This window comes from Streptomyces sp. NPDC059255, from assembly GCF_042752355.1.
Taxonomy (GTDB): Bacteria; Actinomycetota; Actinomycetes; order Streptomycetales; family Streptomycetaceae; genus Streptomyces.
The window spans coordinates 76,633-95,594 of the sequence record NZ_JBHYZP010000030.1; the positions used below are offsets into that span (position 1 = coordinate 76,633).

18 protein-coding genes and 3 pseudogenes are annotated in these 18,962 nt (G+C 70.3%); 12 read left to right on the forward strand and 9 right to left on the reverse strand.

What is annotated here, in order from left to right; translation table 11 throughout:
• Positions 1-194: 194 nt before the first annotated feature.
• From ACFXKG_RS29270 to ACFXKG_RS29280, 3 genes are read left to right on the forward strand one after another with little or no spacing between them, the layout of a single operon-like run.
• The gene (locus ACFXKG_RS29270; RefSeq protein ID WP_384845459.1) at positions 195-1,208 is read left to right on the forward strand and encodes a Bug family tripartite tricarboxylate transporter substrate binding protein; all 1,014 of its coding nucleotides are present in this window, start codon (positions 195-197) and stop codon (positions 1,206-1,208) included.
• Positions 1,205-1,744 carry a tripartite tricarboxylate transporter TctB family protein gene (locus tag ACFXKG_RS29275; RefSeq protein ID WP_384845461.1) on the forward strand — a complete coding sequence of 180 codons (540 nt, stop codon included), beginning with the start codon at positions 1,205-1,207 and terminating at the stop codon, positions 1,742-1,744. Before ACFXKG_RS29270 ends, ACFXKG_RS29275 begins: the two co-directional genes overlap by 4 nt.
• A gap of 1 nt (position 1,745) precedes the next feature.
• A complete protein-coding gene (locus tag ACFXKG_RS29280; protein ID WP_384845463.1) occupies positions 1,746-3,287 on the forward strand; it encodes a tripartite tricarboxylate transporter permease in 1,542 nt (513 codons plus the stop codon).
• Here ACFXKG_RS29280 and ACFXKG_RS29285 read toward each other — a convergent pair.
• On the reverse strand, positions 3,280-4,683 hold the full coding sequence (locus tag ACFXKG_RS29285; RefSeq protein WP_384845465.1) for a 2-oxoadipate dioxygenase/decarboxylase family protein: 1,404 nt from the start codon (positions 4,681-4,683) through the stop codon (positions 3,280-3,282). The two genes, ACFXKG_RS29280 and ACFXKG_RS29285, sit on opposite strands and share 8 nt — an antisense overlap.
• Positions 4,684-4,859: 176 nt before the next feature.
• Here ACFXKG_RS29285 and ACFXKG_RS29290 point away from each other — a divergent pair, with 176 nt between their 5' ends.
• The gene (locus ACFXKG_RS29290) at positions 4,860-6,335 is read left to right on the forward strand and encodes a glycoside hydrolase family 76 protein (protein ID WP_384845467.1); all 1,476 of its coding nucleotides are present in this window, start codon (positions 4,860-4,862) and stop codon (positions 6,333-6,335) included.
• An 84-nt stretch (positions 6,336-6,419) separates the two neighbouring features.
• Here ACFXKG_RS29290 and ACFXKG_RS29295 read toward each other — a convergent pair whose 3' ends face one another.
• The gene (locus ACFXKG_RS29295; protein WP_384845469.1) at positions 6,420-7,118 is read right to left on the reverse strand and encodes a TetR/AcrR family transcriptional regulator; all 699 of its coding nucleotides are present in this window, start codon (positions 7,116-7,118) and stop codon (positions 6,420-6,422) included.
• Between the two features lie 145 nt (positions 7,119-7,263).
• Between ACFXKG_RS29295 and ACFXKG_RS29300 the strand changes: the two genes are divergently transcribed.
• The 4 genes and pseudogenes from ACFXKG_RS29300 to ACFXKG_RS29315 all read left to right on the forward strand — a co-directional run.
• Positions 7,264-7,941: an SDR family NAD(P)-dependent oxidoreductase gene (locus ACFXKG_RS29300; protein ID WP_384845471.1), complete on the forward strand. Its 678-nt coding sequence runs from the start codon at positions 7,264-7,266 to the stop codon at positions 7,939-7,941.
• A 47-nt stretch (positions 7,942-7,988) separates the two neighbouring features.
• The gene (locus tag ACFXKG_RS29305) at positions 7,989-8,144 is read left to right on the forward strand and encodes a hypothetical protein (RefSeq protein WP_384845473.1); all 156 of its coding nucleotides are present in this window, start codon (positions 7,989-7,991) and stop codon (positions 8,142-8,144) included.
• 209 nt (positions 8,145-8,353) lie between these two features.
• On the forward strand, positions 8,354-9,010 hold the full coding sequence (locus tag ACFXKG_RS29310) for a hypothetical protein (RefSeq protein ID WP_384845475.1): 657 nt from the start codon (positions 8,354-8,356) through the stop codon (positions 9,008-9,010).
• A 530-nt stretch (positions 9,011-9,540) separates the two neighbouring features.
• Positions 9,541-9,717: pseudogene (locus ACFXKG_RS29315) on the forward strand (catechol 1,2-dioxygenase); the annotation flags it as partial.
• Positions 9,718-9,885: 168 nt separating this feature from the next.
• Here ACFXKG_RS29315 and ACFXKG_RS29320 read toward each other — a convergent pair.
• Positions 9,886-10,781, reverse strand: a pseudogene (locus ACFXKG_RS29320) (helix-turn-helix domain-containing protein).
• Positions 10,782-11,015: 234 nt separating this feature from the next.
• On the opposite strand from ACFXKG_RS29320, the gene ACFXKG_RS29325 reads away from it, so the two are divergent.
• The 4 genes and pseudogenes from ACFXKG_RS29325 (at position 11,016) to ACFXKG_RS29340 (ending at position 13,018) form a co-directional block, all read left to right on the forward strand.
• Positions 11,016-11,681 carry an SDR family NAD(P)-dependent oxidoreductase gene (locus tag ACFXKG_RS29325; protein ID WP_384845477.1) on the forward strand — a complete coding sequence of 222 codons (666 nt, stop codon included), beginning with the start codon at positions 11,016-11,018 and terminating at the stop codon, positions 11,679-11,681.
• 11 nt (positions 11,682-11,692) lie between these two features.
• Entirely contained in the window at positions 11,693-11,941 is a 249-nt protein-coding gene (locus tag ACFXKG_RS29330) for a hypothetical protein (RefSeq protein WP_384845479.1), read from the forward strand.
• Positions 11,938-12,084 (forward strand): annotated as a pseudogene (locus tag ACFXKG_RS29335) (cyclophilin-like fold protein); the annotation flags it as partial. The gene ACFXKG_RS29330 and the pseudogene ACFXKG_RS29335, both read left to right, overlap by 4 nt.
• Before the next feature lie 223 nt (positions 12,085-12,307).
• Positions 12,308-13,018, forward strand: a complete 711-nt coding sequence (locus tag ACFXKG_RS29340; protein WP_384845481.1) for an MFS transporter — start codon at positions 12,308-12,310, stop codon at positions 13,016-13,018.
• Between the two features lie 48 nt (positions 13,019-13,066).
• On the opposite strand, the gene dgoD is transcribed toward ACFXKG_RS29340, so the two are convergent.
• From dgoD to ACFXKG_RS29370, 6 genes are all read right to left on the reverse strand, one after another.
• Entirely contained in the window at positions 13,067-14,218 is a 1,152-nt protein-coding gene (gene dgoD, locus ACFXKG_RS29345) for a galactonate dehydratase (RefSeq protein ID WP_384845483.1), read from the reverse strand.
• Positions 14,215-14,847, reverse strand: a complete 633-nt coding sequence (locus tag ACFXKG_RS29350; protein WP_384845485.1) for a bifunctional 4-hydroxy-2-oxoglutarate aldolase/2-dehydro-3-deoxy-phosphogluconate aldolase — start codon at positions 14,845-14,847, stop codon at positions 14,215-14,217. Before ACFXKG_RS29350 ends, dgoD begins: the two co-directional genes overlap by 4 nt.
• Positions 14,848-14,870: 23 nt before the next feature.
• On the reverse strand, positions 14,871-15,614 hold the full coding sequence (locus tag ACFXKG_RS29355) for an IclR family transcriptional regulator (RefSeq protein ID WP_384845487.1): 744 nt from the start codon (positions 15,612-15,614) through the stop codon (positions 14,871-14,873).
• Positions 15,611-16,555: a sugar kinase gene (locus tag ACFXKG_RS29360; RefSeq protein WP_384845489.1), complete on the reverse strand. Its 945-nt coding sequence runs from the start codon at positions 16,553-16,555 to the stop codon at positions 15,611-15,613. The genes ACFXKG_RS29355 and ACFXKG_RS29360 overlap by 4 nt, the downstream gene beginning before the upstream one ends.
• Before the next feature lie 5 nt (positions 16,556-16,560).
• Complete coding sequence (locus tag ACFXKG_RS29365) at positions 16,561-17,943, reverse strand: MFS transporter (RefSeq protein WP_384845491.1); 1,383 nt, start codon at positions 17,941-17,943, stop codon at positions 16,561-16,563.
• 262 nt (positions 17,944-18,205) lie between these two features.
• Positions 18,206-18,916, reverse strand: coding sequence for a FadR/GntR family transcriptional regulator (locus ACFXKG_RS29370; RefSeq protein ID WP_384845532.1), 711 nt, complete (start codon positions 18,914-18,916; stop codon positions 18,206-18,208).
• Positions 18,917-18,962 lie beyond the last annotated feature (46 nt).

Consider the following 18,962-nt stretch of genomic DNA (forward strand, 5'->3'; position numbering starts at 1 on the left):
CCTGAACCTGCGACCCCTGAACCCACGCCCCGTGAACCCGCGACTCTCTGAACCCGCGCCCTCTTGGTCCCGCGCCCCCTGAACCTGCGACTTCCTGCTCCCGCGACTTCCTGACCCTGCGGTTTCCTGACCCTGCGACTCCCCTGATCCTGCGACTCCCCTGATCCTGCGACTCCCTGCGACGGAGCGTTCCCATGCCCCCTTTCCTCCGGAACGGTCCGCGCGTCGCTCTGACCGTCACCTTGTTGGCCACGGTGAGCAGCGCGTGCACCATCGGCTCCCCCGACGACTCGACCGCGGCCGCCGGCTATCCCTCCCGTGGCCTTTCGATCCTCGCCCCCGGCAGTGTCGGCGGCGGCTGGGACGCGCGGGCCCGCGGCATCGGCGCCGCGCTCACCGACTGCGAGATCATCGACAAGGAGGTCACGGTCACCAACAAGCCCGGCGCGGGCGGAGCCATCGGACTCGCCCGGATGGTCGGCCGCGGCGGCGATCCCTACCAGCTGATGACCATGGACACGGTCACGATGTCCGGGGGCGCGGTCCAGAACGACTCCCCTGTCCGGCTCTCCTCCCTCACCCCGATCGCCGGGCTGACCATCAGTCCCAGTGCGATCGTGGTGCCCGTCAACTCCCCGTTCCGCGACCTGAAGTCCGTGCTGGCGGCGATGAAGCGGAACCCGAAGGGCATGTCCTGGGTGGGCGGTTCGCTGGGCGGCCCCGATCACATCACGGTCGCCTCGCTCGCCAAGGCCGAGAACATCCCCACCGGCGAGATCACGTACGTACCGACCGGCGGTGGCGGCGAGGTGCTCAACCTGCTGCTCAGCGGGGCCTCCAAGGCCGGCATGTCGACACTGACGGAGATCCGGCCGCAGATCGAGGCCGGCAAGCTCCGGGTCCTCGCGATCAGTGGCAAGGAGTCCCCGAAGGGGATGGACGCCCCTACCCTGACGCAGCTCGGGTACGGCGAGGCCAGCACCGAAAGCATCGGCGGTGTGATGGCCCCGCCCGGACTCAGCGACGACGAACAGCAGGCCGTCGTACGGATGGTGGACCGGATGCGGCGCACGTCGTGCTGGAAGCAGACCTTGGAGCAGAACGACTGGAAGGCGGTGTGGCTGCCGGGCGACACGTTCGGGGCCGTCATCGACCGGCAGCAGAAACAGGTCACACAGGTGCTGAAGGAAGTGGGGCTGACCTCATGAGCACACAGCAGGAGGCGTCCCCCGAGCTCCCCGAGGTCCCCGAGGCCCCCGAGGCCCCCGGGACGTTCTGGGGCCCGCGTGTCGCGGCGCTGCTCTTTCTCGCGGCGGGAGTGATCGTGCTGGGCTGGGCGTTCGCCGTCCCCGAGCGGGCCACCGACCAGGATGTGGGCCCCCGGGCCTTCCCCCTGCTGGTCGGCGCCGGGCTGTGCGTATCGGCCGCGATCTCCGTGACGCAGGCCTTCCGCGGCGCCGACCGGGAACAGAACGAGCAGGCCCAGGAGGAGGCCCGGCTCACCGACTGGCGTCCGGTCGCCGTCCTGCTCGCGCTGCTGGTCGGCTACCTCTTCGCGCTCAGCCCCCTCGGCTACTGGCAGTCCACGGCGGTGCTGTTCACCCTGGTCGCCCGCGTCCTGGGCAGCGCCAAGCCGTTGCGCGACGCGCTGGTGGGGCTCGTGCTGGCGCTGGCCGTGTACTTCCTCTTCGACCGTCTGCTGGGCATCCATCTGCCGCCCGGCATCATCCGATTGGCGTTCTGACATGGATGTGCTCACCAACCTCGGAGACGGGTTCGCCAGCGCGTTCAGCCCGATGCATCTGCTGCTGGCCTTCGTCGGCTGCACGCTCGGCTCGCTCGTCGGCGTACTCCCCGGCCTCGGACCCGCCACCACCGTCGCGCTGCTGCTCCCGCTGACGTACGTCTTCGACCCGGTCGGCGCGCTGGTGCTGTTCGCCGGGATCTACTACGGAGGGATGTACGGCGGCTCGACCACCGCCATCCTGCTGAACGTCCCCGGCGAGACCGCCTCGGTGCCCACCACCCTCGAAGGCCATCCCATGGCCCGCTCCGGCCGGGCCGGCGCCGCGCTGGCGACCGCCGCCATCGGCTCCTTCGTGGCCGGCACGGTCTCCACGGTCGCGATCACCTTCATCGGTCCGGCCATGTCGCGGGTCGCCGAGCGCGTCCAGCCCGCCGAGTACTTCGCCGTGATGGTCCTCGCCTTCGCCACCGTCACCGCGGTCGTCGCCGACGCCCCGGCCCGCGGGCTGTGCAGCCTCTTCCTGGGGCTCGCGATCGGACTCGTCGGCATCGACAGTCTGACCGGCCAGGTCCGCTACGCCTTCGGTGTGCCGGAACTGTACGACGGCGTCCAGGTGGTGGCCGTCGCCGTCGGGCTCTTCGCGATCGGCGAGGGCCTGTACACCGCCGCCCGCATACGACGCGCGCCCCAGGAGGAGATGCTCCCCGTGGGCGGCCGCATAGGCATGAGCCGCGAGGACTGGCGGCGCTCCTGGAAGCCCTGGCTGCGCGGTACGGCCATCGGCCTGCCCATCGGCTCGCTGCCCGCGGGCGGCGCGGAGATCCCCACCTTCCTCAGCTACAACCTGGAGCGCCGGCTCTCCCGCCACAAGAAGCAGTTCGGCAAAGGCGCGATCGAGGGTGTGGCGGGCCCCGAGGCCGCCAACAACGCGGCGTTCTCCGGTGTGCTGATGCCGCTGCTCACCCTCGGCATCCCCACCTCGGCGACGGCCAGTGTGCTGCTGATCGCCTTCCAGATGTACGACGTCCAGCCCGGGCCGCAGTTGTTCCAGACGCAGTCCGCGCTGGTGTGGACACTGATCGCCAGTCTCTACATCGGCAATGTGATGCTGCTCGTGCTCAACCTCCCGTTGATCCCGCTGTGGGTGAAGCTGCTGAGACTGCCCCGGCCGCTGCTCACCGCGGGCATCATCGTCTTCGCCACGCTGGGCGTGTACGGGCTGTCGCAGAACGCCGTCGACCTCGGCATCGCCGTGGTCTTCGGCATCCTGGGTTTCCTCATGCGCCGCACCGGCTACCCCGTGGCCCCGCTGATCCTCGGCGCGGTCCTCGGCCCCATGACCGAAACCCAGTTCCGCCGCGCACTCACCTTCAGCGAGGGTGACTGGACGGTGTTCTTCACCCGCCCCCTGTCCGCGGCCATCCTGTTCCTGGCCCTGGCGGCTCTGGTCGGCCCGGTGGCCGTACGTGCCCTGCGCGGCCGGCCTGGTCGTAAGGAAGGCGCGTCCGACCACCGGCCGGAGCCGACCTCGGTCACGTAGCCCGTGGCTCTCCCGCGCCGTCGAGTTCCAGGACATGGGCGGCCTGTGCGAGCGAGTCGTTCTGCTGTTGCTCGTAAAGGGCGAACGGGTCGAGGACCTGGCGGCCGATGGCACCGGACAGCCACTCGCTGTCGTAGTCGGTGCCCGCGTGCTGGTCGTTCCGTACACCGTCGCCGGTGAGGTTGGACTGGAAGATACCGGCCGCGGAGCGGGGCAGAAAGTCCTCGTAGACGATGGGGTCGGCCCGCAGCCAGCCCTGCTCCACCAACGCGCCGACGCCGGCGGGCGGCCGGCTTCCGTCCCGCGGCCGGCCGGGCGTCACGTGGTAGGTGAAGTAGGCCAACCGCCGGGCGGCGAGCTGCCGTTCGGTGGAGGGCACGTGTTCCGTCCACAGGGCGCGGGCGAGTTCGCCCCGGTCGGCCGTGGGATGGGCCGCCGCCTGCTGGTCGACGAGGGTGAGCAGCCGGTCGTAGAGGGCACGGCCTTCGCGGGTGAGGGCGATGCCGCGCGCCTCGACCTCACCGAACCGCACCCGCAGCGCCCCGGTGAACACACTGCCGTCCGGGGCACGCTGGGCCCGGGGCTCGGCGAGAGCGCGGAAGGACGTCTGGCGCAGCAGCAGGTCGGGACCGTCCCAGCGCGGCGGTCCCTGGATGGTGTCGATCATCTCGATGCCGCGTTCCTTCATGCGCCGGTAGAGCTCGTCGATGTCCAGGACGCGCGGGGTGAGATGGTTGACATGGGTGCTGCGGACGCCGCCGATGTCCGCGGCGACGGCGGAGACCCGCTCCAGGGTCTCGTACCAGGCCTTGTCGACCGGCTCCGAGGACAGCTCGAAGGCCCGCACGGCCAGGTGGAGAAAGCGCTCGGCCTCCGCCTCGGGCAGTTCCCCTTCGGCTTCGGCCCGGTCGGAGAGAGCGAGCAGCTCCGGCGGGAACAGCTCACGGCCGGCGAGGAAGGTCTCCAGGCCGGCGCGCAGACGGGCATCGAAGAACCGCGGGTCGTCGGGGGTGAGCATGGAGGTGAAGACGCGGAACGGGTTCCGCGCCAGCTCGTCACGGGCGATGGGGCGAAAGGCGGTGGAGACGACCGGGACCGCCCCGACAGGGGCCTCGCGCAGGTCGTAGAAGCCGACCGGGTGCATGCCCAGGGCTCCGAAGACCCGCGCGACCTGCCGCATTTCCCGTGGAGTGCCGACGCGGATCGCGCCATGCCGCTCGGCGGTCACGCGGCTGATGGACCCCAGCCGCTCGGCTCCGGCACCCTGGGCGCGCAGCACCTCCTCGTTGACCTCGCGGGAGACATCGACAAGCGTGGTGTAGGCGGGGACCTCCCGCCCGTACATCTCGGAGAGCCGCGCGGCGAACGCGGCACGCAACTGCCACTGGCTGGTCATCGAGAACGCTGCCTTCCCGTTGGTGGGCGTTACCCCCAAGGCTTCCCTCTTGGAGCAACGTACAAGAGGTGGCGCGACCGGGGACGGAGGACTTCCGCGACGCATTGACGCGGGCACATCATTGCCCTACGTTCTGGGAGCTCTCTCAGCCACCCCCGCCGATCCCGGAGCCGCCCATGTGGACAACGTTGTCGGTCCGGCTGCGTCATCTCGTGGCGCCGCTCGCCGTGGCACTCCTCGCCGCTCTGACCCCACAAGCCGTAGCCCCGGCCGCGGCCGCGGCCGCCGCTCCGGCCGCGGCCATCTGCAACAAGTACTGCGACGCCCGCGACCCCGCGCTCTCGCCGCAGGACCGTACCCCCGTCTCCACCACGCTCTTCTCCCGCTCGATCGTCCTCCACTTCGACGACCAGGACGCGATGGGCTGGGCCTCGACGGACAACGGCAGCCCCGGCGACGAGGTCTGGCTCGACCGGTCCTTCGACGGCGGGCGCACCTGGAGCTCCGGCAGCCGCCTCGGCGCCACCACGGTGCCCGCCGGACAGCGCGGCCGGCGCACCCTCATGTACAACGTGGACGACTGGAACACCAACGGGGTCGGCGCCCTGCGCGCCTGCGGCAAGGCCGGCGACCGTACGGACATCGCCTGCACACCCTGGGCGCGTACGACCTGGAACGCGTGGGACCGCCGGACCGCCGCGGCCACGGCGCAGATGCAGTTCTACAACAACGGCACCGGACTGTTCGACACCACCGGCTGGTGGAACTCGGCCAACGCGCTCACCGCGGTCATCGACAACATCCGCGTCTCGGGAATGCCCAGCTACAGCTACGCCATCGCCAACACCTACAACCGCCAACTGAACGCGCACGGGGGCCAGTTCCGTAACGACTACATCGACGACACCGGGTGGTGGGGGCTGGCCTGGATCGCCGCGTACGACGCGACCGGTGACAGCCGCTATCTGAACACCGCACGCGCGGACGCCGATCACATGGCCTCCTACTGGGACGGTGTCTGCGGCGGCGGTGTGTGGTGGAGCACCGCGAAGACCTACAAGAACGCCATCGCCAACTCCCTCTACATCCAGCTCAACGCGGCACTGCACAACCGCGTCCCCGGCGACACCGTCCACCTGGGCCGGGCCCGCGCCGGCTGGTCGTGGTTCCAGGGGACCGGGATGGTCAACAGTTCGCGCCTGGTGAACGACGGCATCGATCTGTCCACCTGCCGCAACAACGGCGCCGCCGTCTGGTCGTACAACCAGGGTGTGCTGCTCGGCGCGCTCACGGAGCTGAACCGGGCCACCCAGGACGCCGCACTCCTCACCACGGCGCGGCAGATCGCCGACGCGGCCACCACCTCCTCGTCCCTGAACACCGGCGGCATCCTGCGCGACCCGTGCGAGGGCGGTGACTGCGGGGCCGACGGCCCGTCCTTCAAGGGCGCGCACGTACGCGGGCTCGGCAAGCTCAACACGGCGCTCGCCGACCACCCCTACACGGCGTATCTGTCCCGGCAGGCAGAGGCCGCGTACACCCGTGACCGCAATCCGCTCGGCCAGTACGGGCTCCGCTGGAACGGCCCGCTCGACACGACGGACGCGGCACGCCAGCACAGCGCGCTCGACCTGCTGAACGCGGCGCCCTGACCGCCCGACTCCGCACACGGACCCCGGGTCCGCCTCGCACGAACCGGCAGGAGTGCGCCCTGACGGTCGGTCACAGGTCCAGGGTCAGCCGGTCGCGTCCGGATCCGGCCCCGTGAGGCCCGTCAGGCTGGTGCGGAGCGTGGCCTTGTGGATGGCGTCATGCTCGGGCGAGGGAGGCAGGGGGCCGCGGGCCGGGGCCTCAAGGGACTGGATGAACAAGGCGACGATGCGCCGCCAGGCGTCGGGGGCGGCGTCGCCGCAGGCGTTCACGACGCCGAGGTTGGCCATGTGGATCAGCATCAGGTCCGAGGGGTCGAAGTCCTCCCGCAGGCGACCCGCGGCCTTGGCCCGGCCGATGAGCCGCACCATGCCCTCGTACGCTTCGGTACGGCGTTCCTCCATGGCCTTGGCGGTGGGGAAGGTCATGGTCAGCACGTCGGCGAAACCCTGGTCCGCGGCCTGCATCCCGCACGCGGTCTCGATGTAGCCGGTGAAGCCGTGCCAGGGATCGGGGTCTTCGAGGGCGACGGCGACCGCGTCGGCGTAGGCGTCCATACGGTCGGCGAAGACGGCGGCGACCAGCTCCTCCTTGGTGGGGAAGCGGCGGAACATGGTGGCGATACCGACGCCTGCCTCGCGGGCCACGGACGCCATGGACGCGCCGAGGCCGTCACGGGCGAACACCCTGCGCGCGGCAGCGATGATCCGCCCTCGGTTGCGCTCGGCGTCACTGCGCAGAGGCTGAGCGGCGGCGCCGTCGGAGTGCTGGGAGCCAGGAGTCATACCGGCCAGTTTAGCAATCGGATTGCCCTATCCATTTTTGGTGCTACGGTGGCCGAAGCGAGCCGGATAGACCTATCCGGTTCTTGATTCGGATAGACCTATCCGAATCCTCGCTTCCTTCATCGAGATGTACGAAAGGATCGCTGTGACCAGCATCGCCATTGTCGGAGCCGGCCCCCAGATGGGTCTGGCCATCGCCCGCACCTTCGGCTCTCAGGGCTTCGACGTCGCCCTGATCTCCCGCAACCGCGAGAACCTCGACGGTCTCGTCGGCAAGCTCAGCGCCGAGGGCATCACCGCTGCCGGGTTCCCCGGGGACGTCCTCGACCGGGACTCGCTCACCCGGGCGCTCCGGGACGCCGCCGCCAGGTTCGGCCGCATCGACGTCCTGGAGTACTCACCCCTCGCCGTCGAATCCACCGTGCTGGCCACGCCGGCCGAGGGCGACCCCGCCCACATCCAGGACCAGATCGAGTTCCAGCTGTACGGGGCGATCGCCGCCACCAAGGCCGTGCTGCCCGCGATGCGCGAGGCCGGTGCGGGCACCCTGCTCTACACCACCGGCGCAGGCTCCCTCGACCCGCTGCCGATGGTCGGCAACGTCAACGCCGCCGCCGCGGCGCTGCGCAACTGGGTGGTCAACCTGCACAAAGAACTGGCCGACACCGGCATCCAGGCCGCCCACATCGCCATCGACGTGGCGCTCGGTGGCACTTCCATCGACCCCACGCTGAAGGCGGCCACGGCCGAGAACGTCGCCCCCGTCTACTGGGACCTGCACACCACCAAGCGCGACCAGGCCGAGATCGTCTTCAAGGGCTGAGATCGCGTGGCTCATCCGTCGAAGCGTTCAGGAACGCTCTGATCCGTATGCGTGATGGAGAAGACCTGACCGTCGAGGACCTCAACGCGACCACCGAGCTGCTGCGGATGATGCAGGAGACGAACGGCACCTCGCCGGCGGCAGCGGCCATGCCTCTGTTCAAGGAGGTCTTCCAGGGACACGCCGGCCGTCGCCGTCGGTGAGCTCGTGGCCGCGCGCAGACCGGCCGGATCCGCGACCGTTGCGACCGCCTCGGCAGGGGCCCCAAAGATTGGCGTGTTCACGGCGATACGAGCGGGGTGTCAGCGTCCATACTGCGGTCTGGACCAGCCGGGCGTACCGGTCGGTCGGCACACGACAGCGGCGCGGCGGGCCCAGCCGTCGCGTCCACGGATTTCGAGGAGACTCTCGTATGAGTGGATTACGGATGACCGGACGTCTCAGATCACTGGCCCGCGTCTTGGCCGCAGGCGTCTTCGTGATCGCCGGTCTTTCCAGTACGGCGGCGTACGCGACGGAAACGGCCCCGCTCAGCGCCGAGCCGCAGATCGGCATCCAGTTCAACGCCGACGGCGACGCGGGCCAGTGCGGCGGGCGGACCGGGGAGCAGTGGGCCGCCTCGCCGGAATGGACGCAGGCCATCCGCTTCGACACCGACAGCCGTCCCGGCGGCTGCCAACTGGCGTTCGGCGTCTACGACCCGGACCGCACTCTCGCGGGCTCCTCCATCAGCTACTCACTCCGGCCCAGCGCCGGCGGTGTAGCCAGTCAGTGCGGCGGAAACCAGGACATTTACCCAATGCCGATCCTGCCGATCCCGGTGTTCGGGCAGGCCGTCAGGGTCGACACCGACGGCCAGCCGGGCTGGTGCAACCTCACCTTCACCGTGACGGGCAACATCGTCCTCGACGTCCAGTTCTACCCGGACGGCGACGCGGGCCAGTGCCCGGACGCTCTGCCCGCGGGCCAGTTCCGCTCGGCCTTCGTCGGCACCCCGGTCACGGTGAAGATCGACGCCGACGGCCGCTCCGGCGGCTGCCAGTTCCTGCTGCGCCTGCGGCACTTCTAGCGCCCTCGTACACCCGGTTCCGTACCGCGTCCGCGGTGCGGCGCCCCTCCGGGACCCGGCGCCGGCGAACCAGGACAGCATGCGGTTGATCGCCTTGTCGGCGTCCCGGCGGTAGAACTCTCCGGCAGAGAAAGCCGGTACGTGGTGCCCTTCGGGCCGAGGTCGCGCGTGACGGGGGCGACGGAGGCGTGGTGGGGCACCACGTGCCGGTGCGGTGCAACAGCGTCACCAAGAACCGGTCCCGGGCCCGCGACAGGATCTCAAGCGCGTGTTGGCGGTGAGGGCGTCCCAGTCGGCGTACAGGGTGCGCATGGCAGGCCCGGTGAACTGGACCCGGGGGTAGTCGCGCCCGCTCTCCGGGATCGGGGAGAAGTCGATGACCAGCGCGGCGGCCACTGGCGGCGGTCGCCAACCTGCTGTTCAGCGAGGTCTTCCAAGGCGGCCAGGACGGCTGCACCCCTTCCGCGGGCGTCGACAGCGCCACGTTCATCCCTGGCTCCGTGCATATGGGAAACCCCGGCGTGCTGCCGATGCGGTCGGACGAACCCGGCACCCCACTGATCGTCTCCGGCCGCATACTGGACGGCCACGGTCAGCCGTTCGAGGGCGCCAAGCTGGACATCTACCAGGCAGCAGACGACGGCAACCACTCCGGGCTGTACGACGACGGAGTGTCACAGGACAACCTGCCCGGCCACCTGATCACCGACACCGACGGTCGCTACACGTTCACCACCATCGTCCCCGTCGCCTACGCCGACCCCAGCATCAGGGCAGTCGACGGAGTCGCCGAGAGGGTCTCGGCCCTCGGCCGCAGTCTCCTCGGCCAGGGCTGTGACCAGAAGACCACCGGTACGGCCGTGCGTTCCGTCCCGTCAGCCGCCGCCGAGGCGCTGTTCGGGGGCGGCGTCGTCCCGGGAGGCGGTCCAGGAGGCGAGCAGGCGCAGGGCCGCTTCGGAGGGAGAGCCTGGTTCGGCGGTGTGGATGAGGAGGGTGAGGCCGGGTTCGTCGTCCACCGATGTGCCGTGCCGCGCCGGGCGAGGGTGAGCCCACCCACGACCGGGTGGTGGAAGCGTTTGACGCCGGTGTCGTGGCGACGCACGTCGTGGGCGCCCCAGCGCGTGCGGAAGGCGTCGCTGCGGGTGGACAGCTCGCCGACCAGGTCGATCAGTCCCTTGTCGTGCGGGTTGCGGCCGGCTTCGGTGCGCAGGATGGCGACGGCGACGTCCGAGGCGAGATCCCCGTCGGGATGGAACCGCCGGGAGGCGGGGTCCAGGAAGTTGAAGCGTGCGAGGTTCGCCCGGTTGTGACGATCGGCGTAGACGTCGTGGTAGAAGGCGCGGGCGAGCGGGTTGACGGCGAGCAGGTCCATGCGGCCGTTACGAACGAAGGCGGGGCCGGCGGTGACGGCGTCCAAGGTCCACTGCAGGCTGCGGTGCGGCGTCCACAGCCGGGCAGCGCGACGCCGCGGCCTGATCAAGGCATCGGAGCCGTCCGCGGCCTGAGCCAGATGGAGGAAGTGCGCACGCTCCGCGTCGTCGAGTTGCAGGGCCCGCGCAACGGCGTCGAGGACCGTCGGCGAGACACCGGCGAGATTACCTCGTTCCAGTTTGGCGTAGTACTCCACGCTCATGTCGGCCAGAGCCGCGACCTCACTTCTGCGCAGTCCGGGAACGCGGCGCCGGCTACCGGCGGGCAGCCCGGCCTGCTCGGGCCTGATCTTGGCGCGCCGCGAGGTGAGGAACTCGCGGACCTCTTCACGATTGTCCACACCTCGACGGTACGTCCCGCGTGCCGCGGAAGGGATGTACGGGCGGTACACCCCTCGGTGGTGACTGGCCGGCCGGGCGGAACAACGGTTACCTGAAGGGCGTGGTACTCCTCCCGGCCGCCACAACGGCAAGGGCAACGCGTTCCCTGCCGATGCGGGCGGCGCCGGGCACGGTCCTGTCCGCCATCAAGACCCGCCTCCCCCATGACCACACACTTCGCGAAGGACTCCCCCATGACCACGTTCGCCCTCATCGGGGCCGGCCCCGGCCTGGGGCTGGCCACCGCCCGCCGCTTCGGAGCCGCCGGCCACAGCATCGCGCTCCTCTCCCGCAGCGCCGAACATCTGGACCTCCTGACGGCCGACCTGGACCGCGACGCCATCCCGGCCCGCGGCTTCGCCGCCGACGTCCTGGACGCCGCCTCTCTCGTCACGGCCCTGGCGGCGGCCTCCGAAGCCCTCGGGCCCATCGAGATCCTGCAGTACAGCCCGGTGCCCCGCGCCGATTTCATGAAGCCGGTCCTGGACACCAGCGCATCCGACCTCGACGACCCGCTGGCCTTCTCCGTCAAGGCACCCCTCACCTGCGTGAACGCCGTCCTTCCCGGGATGCGGGCGCTCGGTGGAGGCACACTGCTCTTCGTCAACGGCGGCAGTGCCGTCCGCCCGCACCCTGACCGGGCCGGCACCTCGATCGCGTTCGCCGCCGAGAGCGCTTACGCACGCATGCTCCACGACAGGCTCGCCCCGGACAACGTCTACGCCGCCCAGCTGATCATCCCGGGAGCGATCCGCCCCGACGCCGAGCACAGCAGCCCCGGCGCCCTCGCCCGGCGCCTCTACACCATCCACACCGAGCGCACCGGATTCCGGCACTACGCCGAACCCCTTCCCGACTGACCACCCACCGGATGTCCCTCAAGAACTTCGCAGCCCAGCGTGGCTCGGCCCGTGTCGCCCCGGCAGCCGCTCTGCTGCCGGCCGTGACCGCTTGCTCGGACGGCTCACCGGACACCACACCGTCCTCCGCGGCTTCCTCCTCCGCCTCCGCGGCCCAGGAGGAGGCCGCGGCGGCCACCACACCATCCGCTTCCGAGAGGAACACCACCGACATGGGCATCCGGGTCACACTCGACGGCCGCCCGTCGACGCCCCCCTGAACGACAGCCCCGCCGCCCGTGACTTCGCCGAACTCCTCCCGCTCACACTGGACCTGGAGGATTTCCACGGGACGGAGCGGATCGCCGGCCTGCCGCGCACGCTGGACACCTCGGACGCTCCCGAGCCGGCCACGCCCCAGGCCGGCGACCTGACCTACTACGCGCCCTGGGGCAATCCGGCCCTCTTCTACCGCGACGGCGAGGCCCCCACGCGGACCTGCTCATCCTCGGCCGCATCGACGCCGGCACCGAACGCCTCTCCGGGGCCGGCCGCATCACCATCGAAGCCGACTCCTGAGCCGCCCCCCCCGTTTCCACCGGTACACCGGTCCACCGCTCTTCCCGCTCAAAGAGAGAAGTACACCCATGTCCTCGCCGTCCGGGCCCACCCACGGCAAGCTCCCCTTCGTCGTCCGGGTCCTCGCCGCCGGTACGTTCCTGATGGGGACCACCGAGTTCGTGATCGCCGGCCTGCTCCCGGAGATGGCCGGCGACTTCGGTGTGAGCGTCTCCCACGCCGGACTGCTGATCACCGCTTTCGCGATCGGCATGATCGTCGGTGGGCCGGTCATGGCCATGGCCACCCTGCGCCTGCCCCGGCGCCACACCGTGGTCCTGGCTCTGACCGTCTTCGGCGCCGGCGCGCTCGGCGGCACGGCCATCGGCGGACGCCTGGGCGACCGCCACCCCATGGCCACGACCCTCACCGCCGCGGCGGCCACCGCCGTCACCCCGTGTCTGCTGATCCCGCTGTCGGACAGGCCGGTCACCGCCGTCGCTCTGGTCTTTCTCGTCGCGCTGACCGGGTTCACCGTCAACCCGCTCGTCACCTCGCTCGCCGTCCGCTTCGCCGGTGACGCGCCCACCCTCACCTCCGCGCTGACGACCTCCGCCTACAACACCGGCATCGCCGCCGGATCGGCCATCGCCGGCCGGGCTCTGGACTCCTCCCTGGGCCTGACCGGACCCGCCCTGGTCGGCGCCAACTTCGCCGCCCTGACGCTGCTCCCGCTCACCGCTCTCGCCGTCGGCCGCGCACCCCGCCCAGGGCGGACCGTCGCCCTGCAGGCACGTTGATGGTTCACCGGCTCCGGAGAAGCCTGCCGGCCCGCCATCCATCCGGCCCTACCACTCGGTCAGTGAACCGTCGGCGTTGCGCCACACGGGATTGCGCCAACGCTGGCCCACCTCGGCGGCCTTGCGTACGGCGGTCTCGTCGATCTCGATACCCAGCCCCGGCGCGGTCGGCCGGCTGATGTGGCTGTCGGCGAAGTCGAAGACGCTCCTGTCGACCAGGTAGTCGAGCAGATCGGAGCCTCCCCCTGTGTTGTAGTGGATGCCCAGACTGGTCTCCTGGATCAGCGCGTTGGGGCTCGCGAAGTCGATCTGGAGGCTGGCGGCGAACGCGATCGGGCCGAGCGGGCAGTGCGGGGCGAGCGCCACACCGTACGCCTCCGCCATCGCGGCGATCCGGCGGACCTCCGAGATACCACCGGCGTGGGACAGGTCCGGCTGCGCGACCGCGATCCCCGATCCGAGCAGATCACGGAAGTCCCAGCGCGAGTACAGCCGCTCCCCCGTGGCGATCGGCACGGTCGTGGATGAGCAGATCCGCCCGAAGTCCGGGGTCAGCTCGGGCACGATCGGCTCTTCGACGAACAGCGGGTGCAGGGGCTCCAACAAGCGCAACGCCTCGCGGGCGACCGCGGGCGAGACCCGCCCGTGGAAGTCGACGGCGATGTCGGCCGAGTCACCGATGGCCTCGCGTACGGCGGCGACGCGCCCCACCAGCAGGTCGAGTTCCGCCTTGGACTCCAGCGCCCGTGCCTTGCCGGTCCCGTTCATCTTGACCGCGTCGAAGCCCTGCTCCATACGCTGCAGAGCGTGCTCGGCGACCCCGTCGGGTTCGTCACCGGCGATCCACGAGTAGGTGCGCACCCGGTCACGTACCGCGCCGCCGAGCAGTTCGTACACCGGCACACCGAGCGCCTTGCCCTTGATGTCCCACAGCGCCTGGTCGATCCCGGCCACCGCGCTGGAGAGGATGGGGCCGCCCCGGTAGAAGCCGCCCTTCGTCATCACCTGCCAGTGGTCCTCGATACGGAAGGGGTCCTGGCCGATGAGGTAGTCGGAGAGTTCCTCGACGGCCGCGGCGACCGTCGCCGTACGCCCTTCGACGACGGGCTCGCCCCATCCGGTGATGCCCTCGTCGGTGCGTATGGCCAGGAACAGCCAGCGGGGCGCTACGGAGAAGGTCTCCAGTGCCACGATCTTCATTGATCCGCCTTTTCTGTGATCGAGGTGATGAGTGCGGGCAGTTGTGCGAACTGGTCGGGGTCGGCCAGCGCCGACCCGAGTGACACTGCCGCGGCCCCGGCGGCGAGGAATTCCCCGGTGTTGGAGAGGTTCATGCCACCGGTCGCGACGAAGCGTGCCTCGGGGAACGGGCCGTGCATCGACGCGATCCAGCCCGCACCGAGGTCGGACGCGGGGAACGCCTTGAGCCAGGTGAGCCCGAGCGCCTCGGCCTGCTGGATCTCGGACGCGGTCGCGACGCCCGGCAGGTGTGGCAGGCCCGCGGCGAGTGACGCCTCGGCGACTTCGCGGGAGAAGCCGGGAGCCACGGTGAAGCCCGCGCCCGCCGCCACCGCTCGCTCGACCCGCTCGACGGTGGTCACCGTGCCGGCGCCCACCACGGCTCCGCGCTCCGCTCCGGCCTCCACCGCGGCACGCAGCGCGGCCACCGCGGTCTCGCTCTGTACGGGCACCTCGACGAGCCGGATGCCTACGTCCCAGGCCCGTCGGCTCACCTCCACCGTGCGTGCGATGTCGAAGCCGCGCAGGATGGCCATCAGTGGCAGTGTGTCGAATGCGTCCTGGAACAACTGTCCGGATGCGGTGTTCATGGGGTTCGTTGGGTTCGTTGGGTTCATTGGGTCCACCCGAGTGTGCGTGAGACGGTCTGTGCGGTGTGTCTGATGGCCGGCAGATGTGTGTGCAGGACGGTGAGGTCGGTCTGGGCTTTCAGCGCCGTCACCGAGATGGCCGTGCGTACGGTTCCGGTGCCGTCCCGGACGGGGACGGCCACACAGTTGACGAACGACTCGTACTCCCCGTCGTCCTCGGCCCAGCCGCGTGCCCTGACCTCGCGCAGCCGGGCGGCGAACGCGTCGGCGGTGGTCACCGTGGTGTCGGTGAACCGCTCGTAGACGTAACCGTCCAGCAGCGCAACGCGCTCAGGCTCGGGCAGGAACGCCAGGATCGCCTTGCCGACACCGGAGCTGTGCAGCACGACCGGCTTTCCGATCTCCGAGTACAGCCGTACGGTGCCCTGCGGTTCGACCTTGTCGACATAGATCAACCGCCCGTTCTCGACGGTGGCGATGTGCACCGTGAGCCGGAGCCTGCGGCCGAGCTCGGCGAGGAACGGGTGCGCGCTCGCGCGCAGGTCGAACTGTTCCAGGGCGGCTGCCGCCAGGCCGGCCAGGCGGTATCCGACGGCGAAGCTGCCGTCTTCCCGTTTGCGGGCGAGACCGCCCTTACAGAGGTCCTGGAGCAGGCGCAGTGCGGTGGTCCGGTGCACGCCGAACCGTTCGGCGACCGCGGCCGGGTGCTGTGGGCCTCTGCTGAGCATCTCCAGGATCTGGATGGCCCGCTCGACCGTCTGGCTCACCGGGTCGTTCCGTCCGGGCCGGGTGCCGGACGACGCAGGGACGTGGCGTCGGCGTGGTCCTCGACCGAGCTCAGCGCGAACGCGGCGACGCGGTGCCCCAGGCGCAGCCTCTCGGCCGGTGTGTCGTGCCGCAGCCACGCCGACAGGTAGCCCGCCGCGAACGCGTCGCCCGCGCCGACCGGCTCGACCACGTCGACCGGCTCGGCGGGGACGAAGGTGCCCGGGTCCGTGCCCGACTCGAACACCACGGCGCCGACGTCCGCGTTCTTCACCACCACGCTCACCGAAGGACCGATCAGGTCCCGTACGTCCTCGGCCGTCGTGGTGCCCCATACTTCCGCCGCCTCGTCGAGCCCGACGAACACGACGTCGGCCTGCCGGGCCAGGGCGAGCAGCGGCGCACAGGCGTCCTCGGTACTCCATAGCGCAGGACGGTAGTTCACGTCGAACGAGCGGAGAACCCCGGCCGCGCGCGCACGGTCGAACAGGGCCGTGGCGGTACGGGCGCAGCCGGCCGACAGCGCGGCGGTGATTCCCGACAGGTGGACCAGACGCGCCGGGGCGATCGGGAGTGTGTCCAGGTACGCGGGGGTGAGCAGCGAGGCCGCGGACCCTTGCCGGTAATAGTGCACCCGGGTGCCGTTCTCGCGGGAGGGGTCCTTGAAGTAGACAGCCGTCGGAGCGGACGGATCGCGCTCGACGTGGCGCACGTCCACCCCGGGCCGGGCGACCGCCATGAGCACCCGGTCGCCGAGGGGGTCGCTGCCCACGCGGCTCGCCCATGCCACCCGGTGGCCCAGATCGGCAAGGTACTGTGCGACGTTCGACTCGGCCCCCGCGACCGAGAGGGTCGCCTCCCGGGCCGTGGCGAGCGGCTCCCCGTGCCGGGGCGCCACCAGAACCATGGCCTCGCCCAGGCACAGGACTTCGTGATCCGACACTTCTTCTACACCTCTGCGTATTCGACGTCGATCGGAGTGCTGCCGTCACTGGCCCCGGACTTGATCGCCTTGCGGCGCAGCGCGCGGGGCGCGGTCTCCGGCAGCAGCAGCACCGAAACGGCGGTGATGATCCCCGAGAGCGCCATGTAGCCGACGAGCAGCCATGGGCTGTCTCCTCCGGCATGGACCAGGAGGGTGGCGATGAACGGCGCGGTGCCGGAGAACAGCACGGCCGTGGTTTCGCGGGCGAGCACGAGGCCGCTGAACCGCACTTCGGTCGGCAGCAGTTCGGAGTAGAAGGAGCCCGCGGGGCCGAAGATCATCGAATTGAGCATCACCGCGAACGCGAGGCTGACGGCCAGGGAGATCACCGGCAGCGACTTCGTCCCGACGAGCAGCCAGAACGGCGCCGCGAACAGGGCTGTCGCGATGGCGCCACCTATCATCAGCGGCCGTCGCCCGACGCGGTCGGAGAGCCAGCCGCCGATCGGCACGCCGAAGACCGACACGGCCGCGGCGATGGTGATCGCGATGACCGCCACATTCGCGGGCAGCCCCAACTGCTGTGTGGTGTACGCCGGGAGGTAGCCCTGGATGGAGTACGACGCGACAGCCGTCGCACAGCCCGCGCCGATCATCAGCAGAATGGTCCTGCCATGGCCGCGGACGGCGGCGGCCAGCGGCGCCTTCTCCTTCTTGCCCTCCGCGACAGCGTCCTTGAACGTCTCGCTCTCGTCGGCCATGTGCCGCAGGACGAAGCCGGCGATCACCACGATGATCGAGGCGAGGTACGGAATGCGCCAGCCCCAGCTGAGGAACTTCTCCTCGTCCATCGACGAGACGATCGCCATCGCACCGGACGCGCACACCACTCCGAGGAATTCCCCACCGCCGGGCAGCGCGGCGTAGAACCCGCGCTGGGTGGGCTTGGCGCTCTCGGTGGTCCATACGTACGCGCCGCCGAGCTCCGCGCCGACGCCCAGCCCCTGGAGGATGCGGCAGATCACCAGCAGGACGGGTGCCCACACGCCGATCTGCTCATACGTCGGCAGCAGCCCGATGGCGAGCGTGCCCACCCCCATCAGCACCAGGGTGATCTGGAGGACGGGCTTACGGCCCCACCGGTCGCCCAGGTGGGCAAGGATCAGCCCACCGATCGGGCGGGCGGCGAAACCCACCGCGAACGTGGCGAACGACGCCAGCGTCGCCACGTACTCCGACTCACCGGAGAAGAAGATCTTGTTGAAGACCAGCGCCGCGGACGTGCTGAAGAGGAAGAAGTCATACCACTCCAGTACGGATCCCACGACGGCCGCCAGGGCGTTGCGCTTACGGGAGGCCGCCTGGGGATCGGCGTCGGGTGCCGGGTTTGGTCGGAGGTCTGCCATGTGTGCTCCTTTGCACAGGGCGGGGCGTTGTCGCTCGTACGGCGCTACGGCGCCGCGAGTGCCTCTGCCGCCCAGGTGTTTCGGTCACACTAACCTCGCCCAAAGCACACTACGCACAGCCTGTGCGCATAGTGCACACCTATTTTCCGACACACTGTCAGTCGATAATTCCGCTGCCGGACCGCCTCAAGCCGAGTCGGCCCGGCCACGGAAGATTGATCCGGACTCGACTGAACCGGCCGTCCGGACAGGGCAGTTGCCGTCACGGCGTCGGCAGGAACGTTCGCACGGCCGCCAGGTCCTGGGACGCCTGCACATGGAGCGACCTGACGGCGGTCACCGCGGCATCGGGGTCGCCCGCCTCGACCGCTCGCAGCAGTTCCCGGTGCACCGGGATGGAGTCGGAGAAGCGCTGGGCGCCGTGCACGATCCGGTCGCGTATGCGCAGACCGGCCTCGATGACGACCTCCATCCGGCTCAGGAGTTCGTTGTGCGCGGCGTCCAGCAGAGCGCGATGGAAGGCCAGGTCCGCCTCCACCATCGCGTCCATGTCCGACCCTGCCGCGGCCATCGCGTCGAGGGCCAGCCGCATCGCGTCGAGGTCGGATTCGGTGCGCCGGACCGCGGCGAGCCGGGCTCCGGCAGGCTCCACTATGGCGCGAACCTCGGCGAGGTCCTCCAGGAAGCCGTCGGTCGGAGCACTGCTGCCCTGCCAGCGCAGCAGGTCACTGTCGAGCAGATTCCAGTCGACGCGGGGACGGATCGTCGTGCCGCGCTTCTGCCGTGATTCGATCAGCCCCTTGGAGGCCAGCACCCGCAGCGCCTCGCGCACCACCGTCTTGCTGACACCCAGTTCCGCTTCGAGCCCGACCGGGTCGATCACGGAGCCGGGTGGGTAGTCGCCGCGGATGATGCGCCGCCCCAGTTCCTCCACCGCCTGACCGTGCAGCCCCTTGCCTGGCAGGGTCACCACGTCCTCCTTGTCCGGTACCGCGGCCACTCTAGCTCTTTCAATTAAT

Bases quoted from the DNA above. Each gene is read 5' to 3' on its own strand.
- ACFXKG_RS29270 (WP_384845459.1), top strand. From the start codon at position 195: ATGCCCCCTTTCCTCCGGAACGGTCCGCGCGTCGCTCTGACCGTCACC.
- ACFXKG_RS29275 (WP_384845461.1), top strand. From the start codon at position 1,205: ATGAGCACACAGCAGGAGGCGTCCCCCGAGCTCCCCGAGGTCCCCGAG.
- ACFXKG_RS29280 (WP_384845463.1), top strand. From the start codon at position 1,746: ATGGATGTGCTCACCAACCTCGGAGACGGGTTCGCCAGCGCGTTCAGC.
- ACFXKG_RS29285 (WP_384845465.1), bottom strand. From the start codon at position 4,683: ATGACCAGCCAGTGGCAGTTGCGTGCCGCGTTCGCCGCGCGGCTCTCC.
- ACFXKG_RS29290 (WP_384845467.1), top strand. From the start codon at position 4,860: ATGTGGACAACGTTGTCGGTCCGGCTGCGTCATCTCGTGGCGCCGCTC.
- ACFXKG_RS29295 (WP_384845469.1), bottom strand. From the start codon at position 7,118: ATGACTCCTGGCTCCCAGCACTCCGACGGCGCCGCCGCTCAGCCTCTG.
- ACFXKG_RS29305 (WP_384845473.1), top strand. From the start codon at position 7,989: ATGCGTGATGGAGAAGACCTGACCGTCGAGGACCTCAACGCGACCACC.
- ACFXKG_RS29310 (WP_384845475.1), top strand. From the start codon at position 8,354: ATGAGTGGATTACGGATGACCGGACGTCTCAGATCACTGGCCCGCGTC.
- ACFXKG_RS29325 (WP_384845477.1), top strand. From the start codon at position 11,016: ATGACCACGTTCGCCCTCATCGGGGCCGGCCCCGGCCTGGGGCTGGCC.
- ACFXKG_RS29330 (WP_384845479.1), top strand. From the start codon at position 11,693: ATGTCCCTCAAGAACTTCGCAGCCCAGCGTGGCTCGGCCCGTGTCGCC.
- ACFXKG_RS29340 (WP_384845481.1), top strand. From the start codon at position 12,308: ATGTCCTCGCCGTCCGGGCCCACCCACGGCAAGCTCCCCTTCGTCGTC.
- dgoD (WP_384845483.1), bottom strand. From the start codon at position 14,218: ATGAAGATCGTGGCACTGGAGACCTTCTCCGTAGCGCCCCGCTGGCTG.
- ACFXKG_RS29350 (WP_384845485.1), bottom strand. From the start codon at position 14,847: ATGAACACCGCATCCGGACAGTTGTTCCAGGACGCATTCGACACACTG.
- ACFXKG_RS29365 (WP_384845491.1), bottom strand. From the start codon at position 17,943: ATGGCAGACCTCCGACCAAACCCGGCACCCGACGCCGATCCCCAGGCG.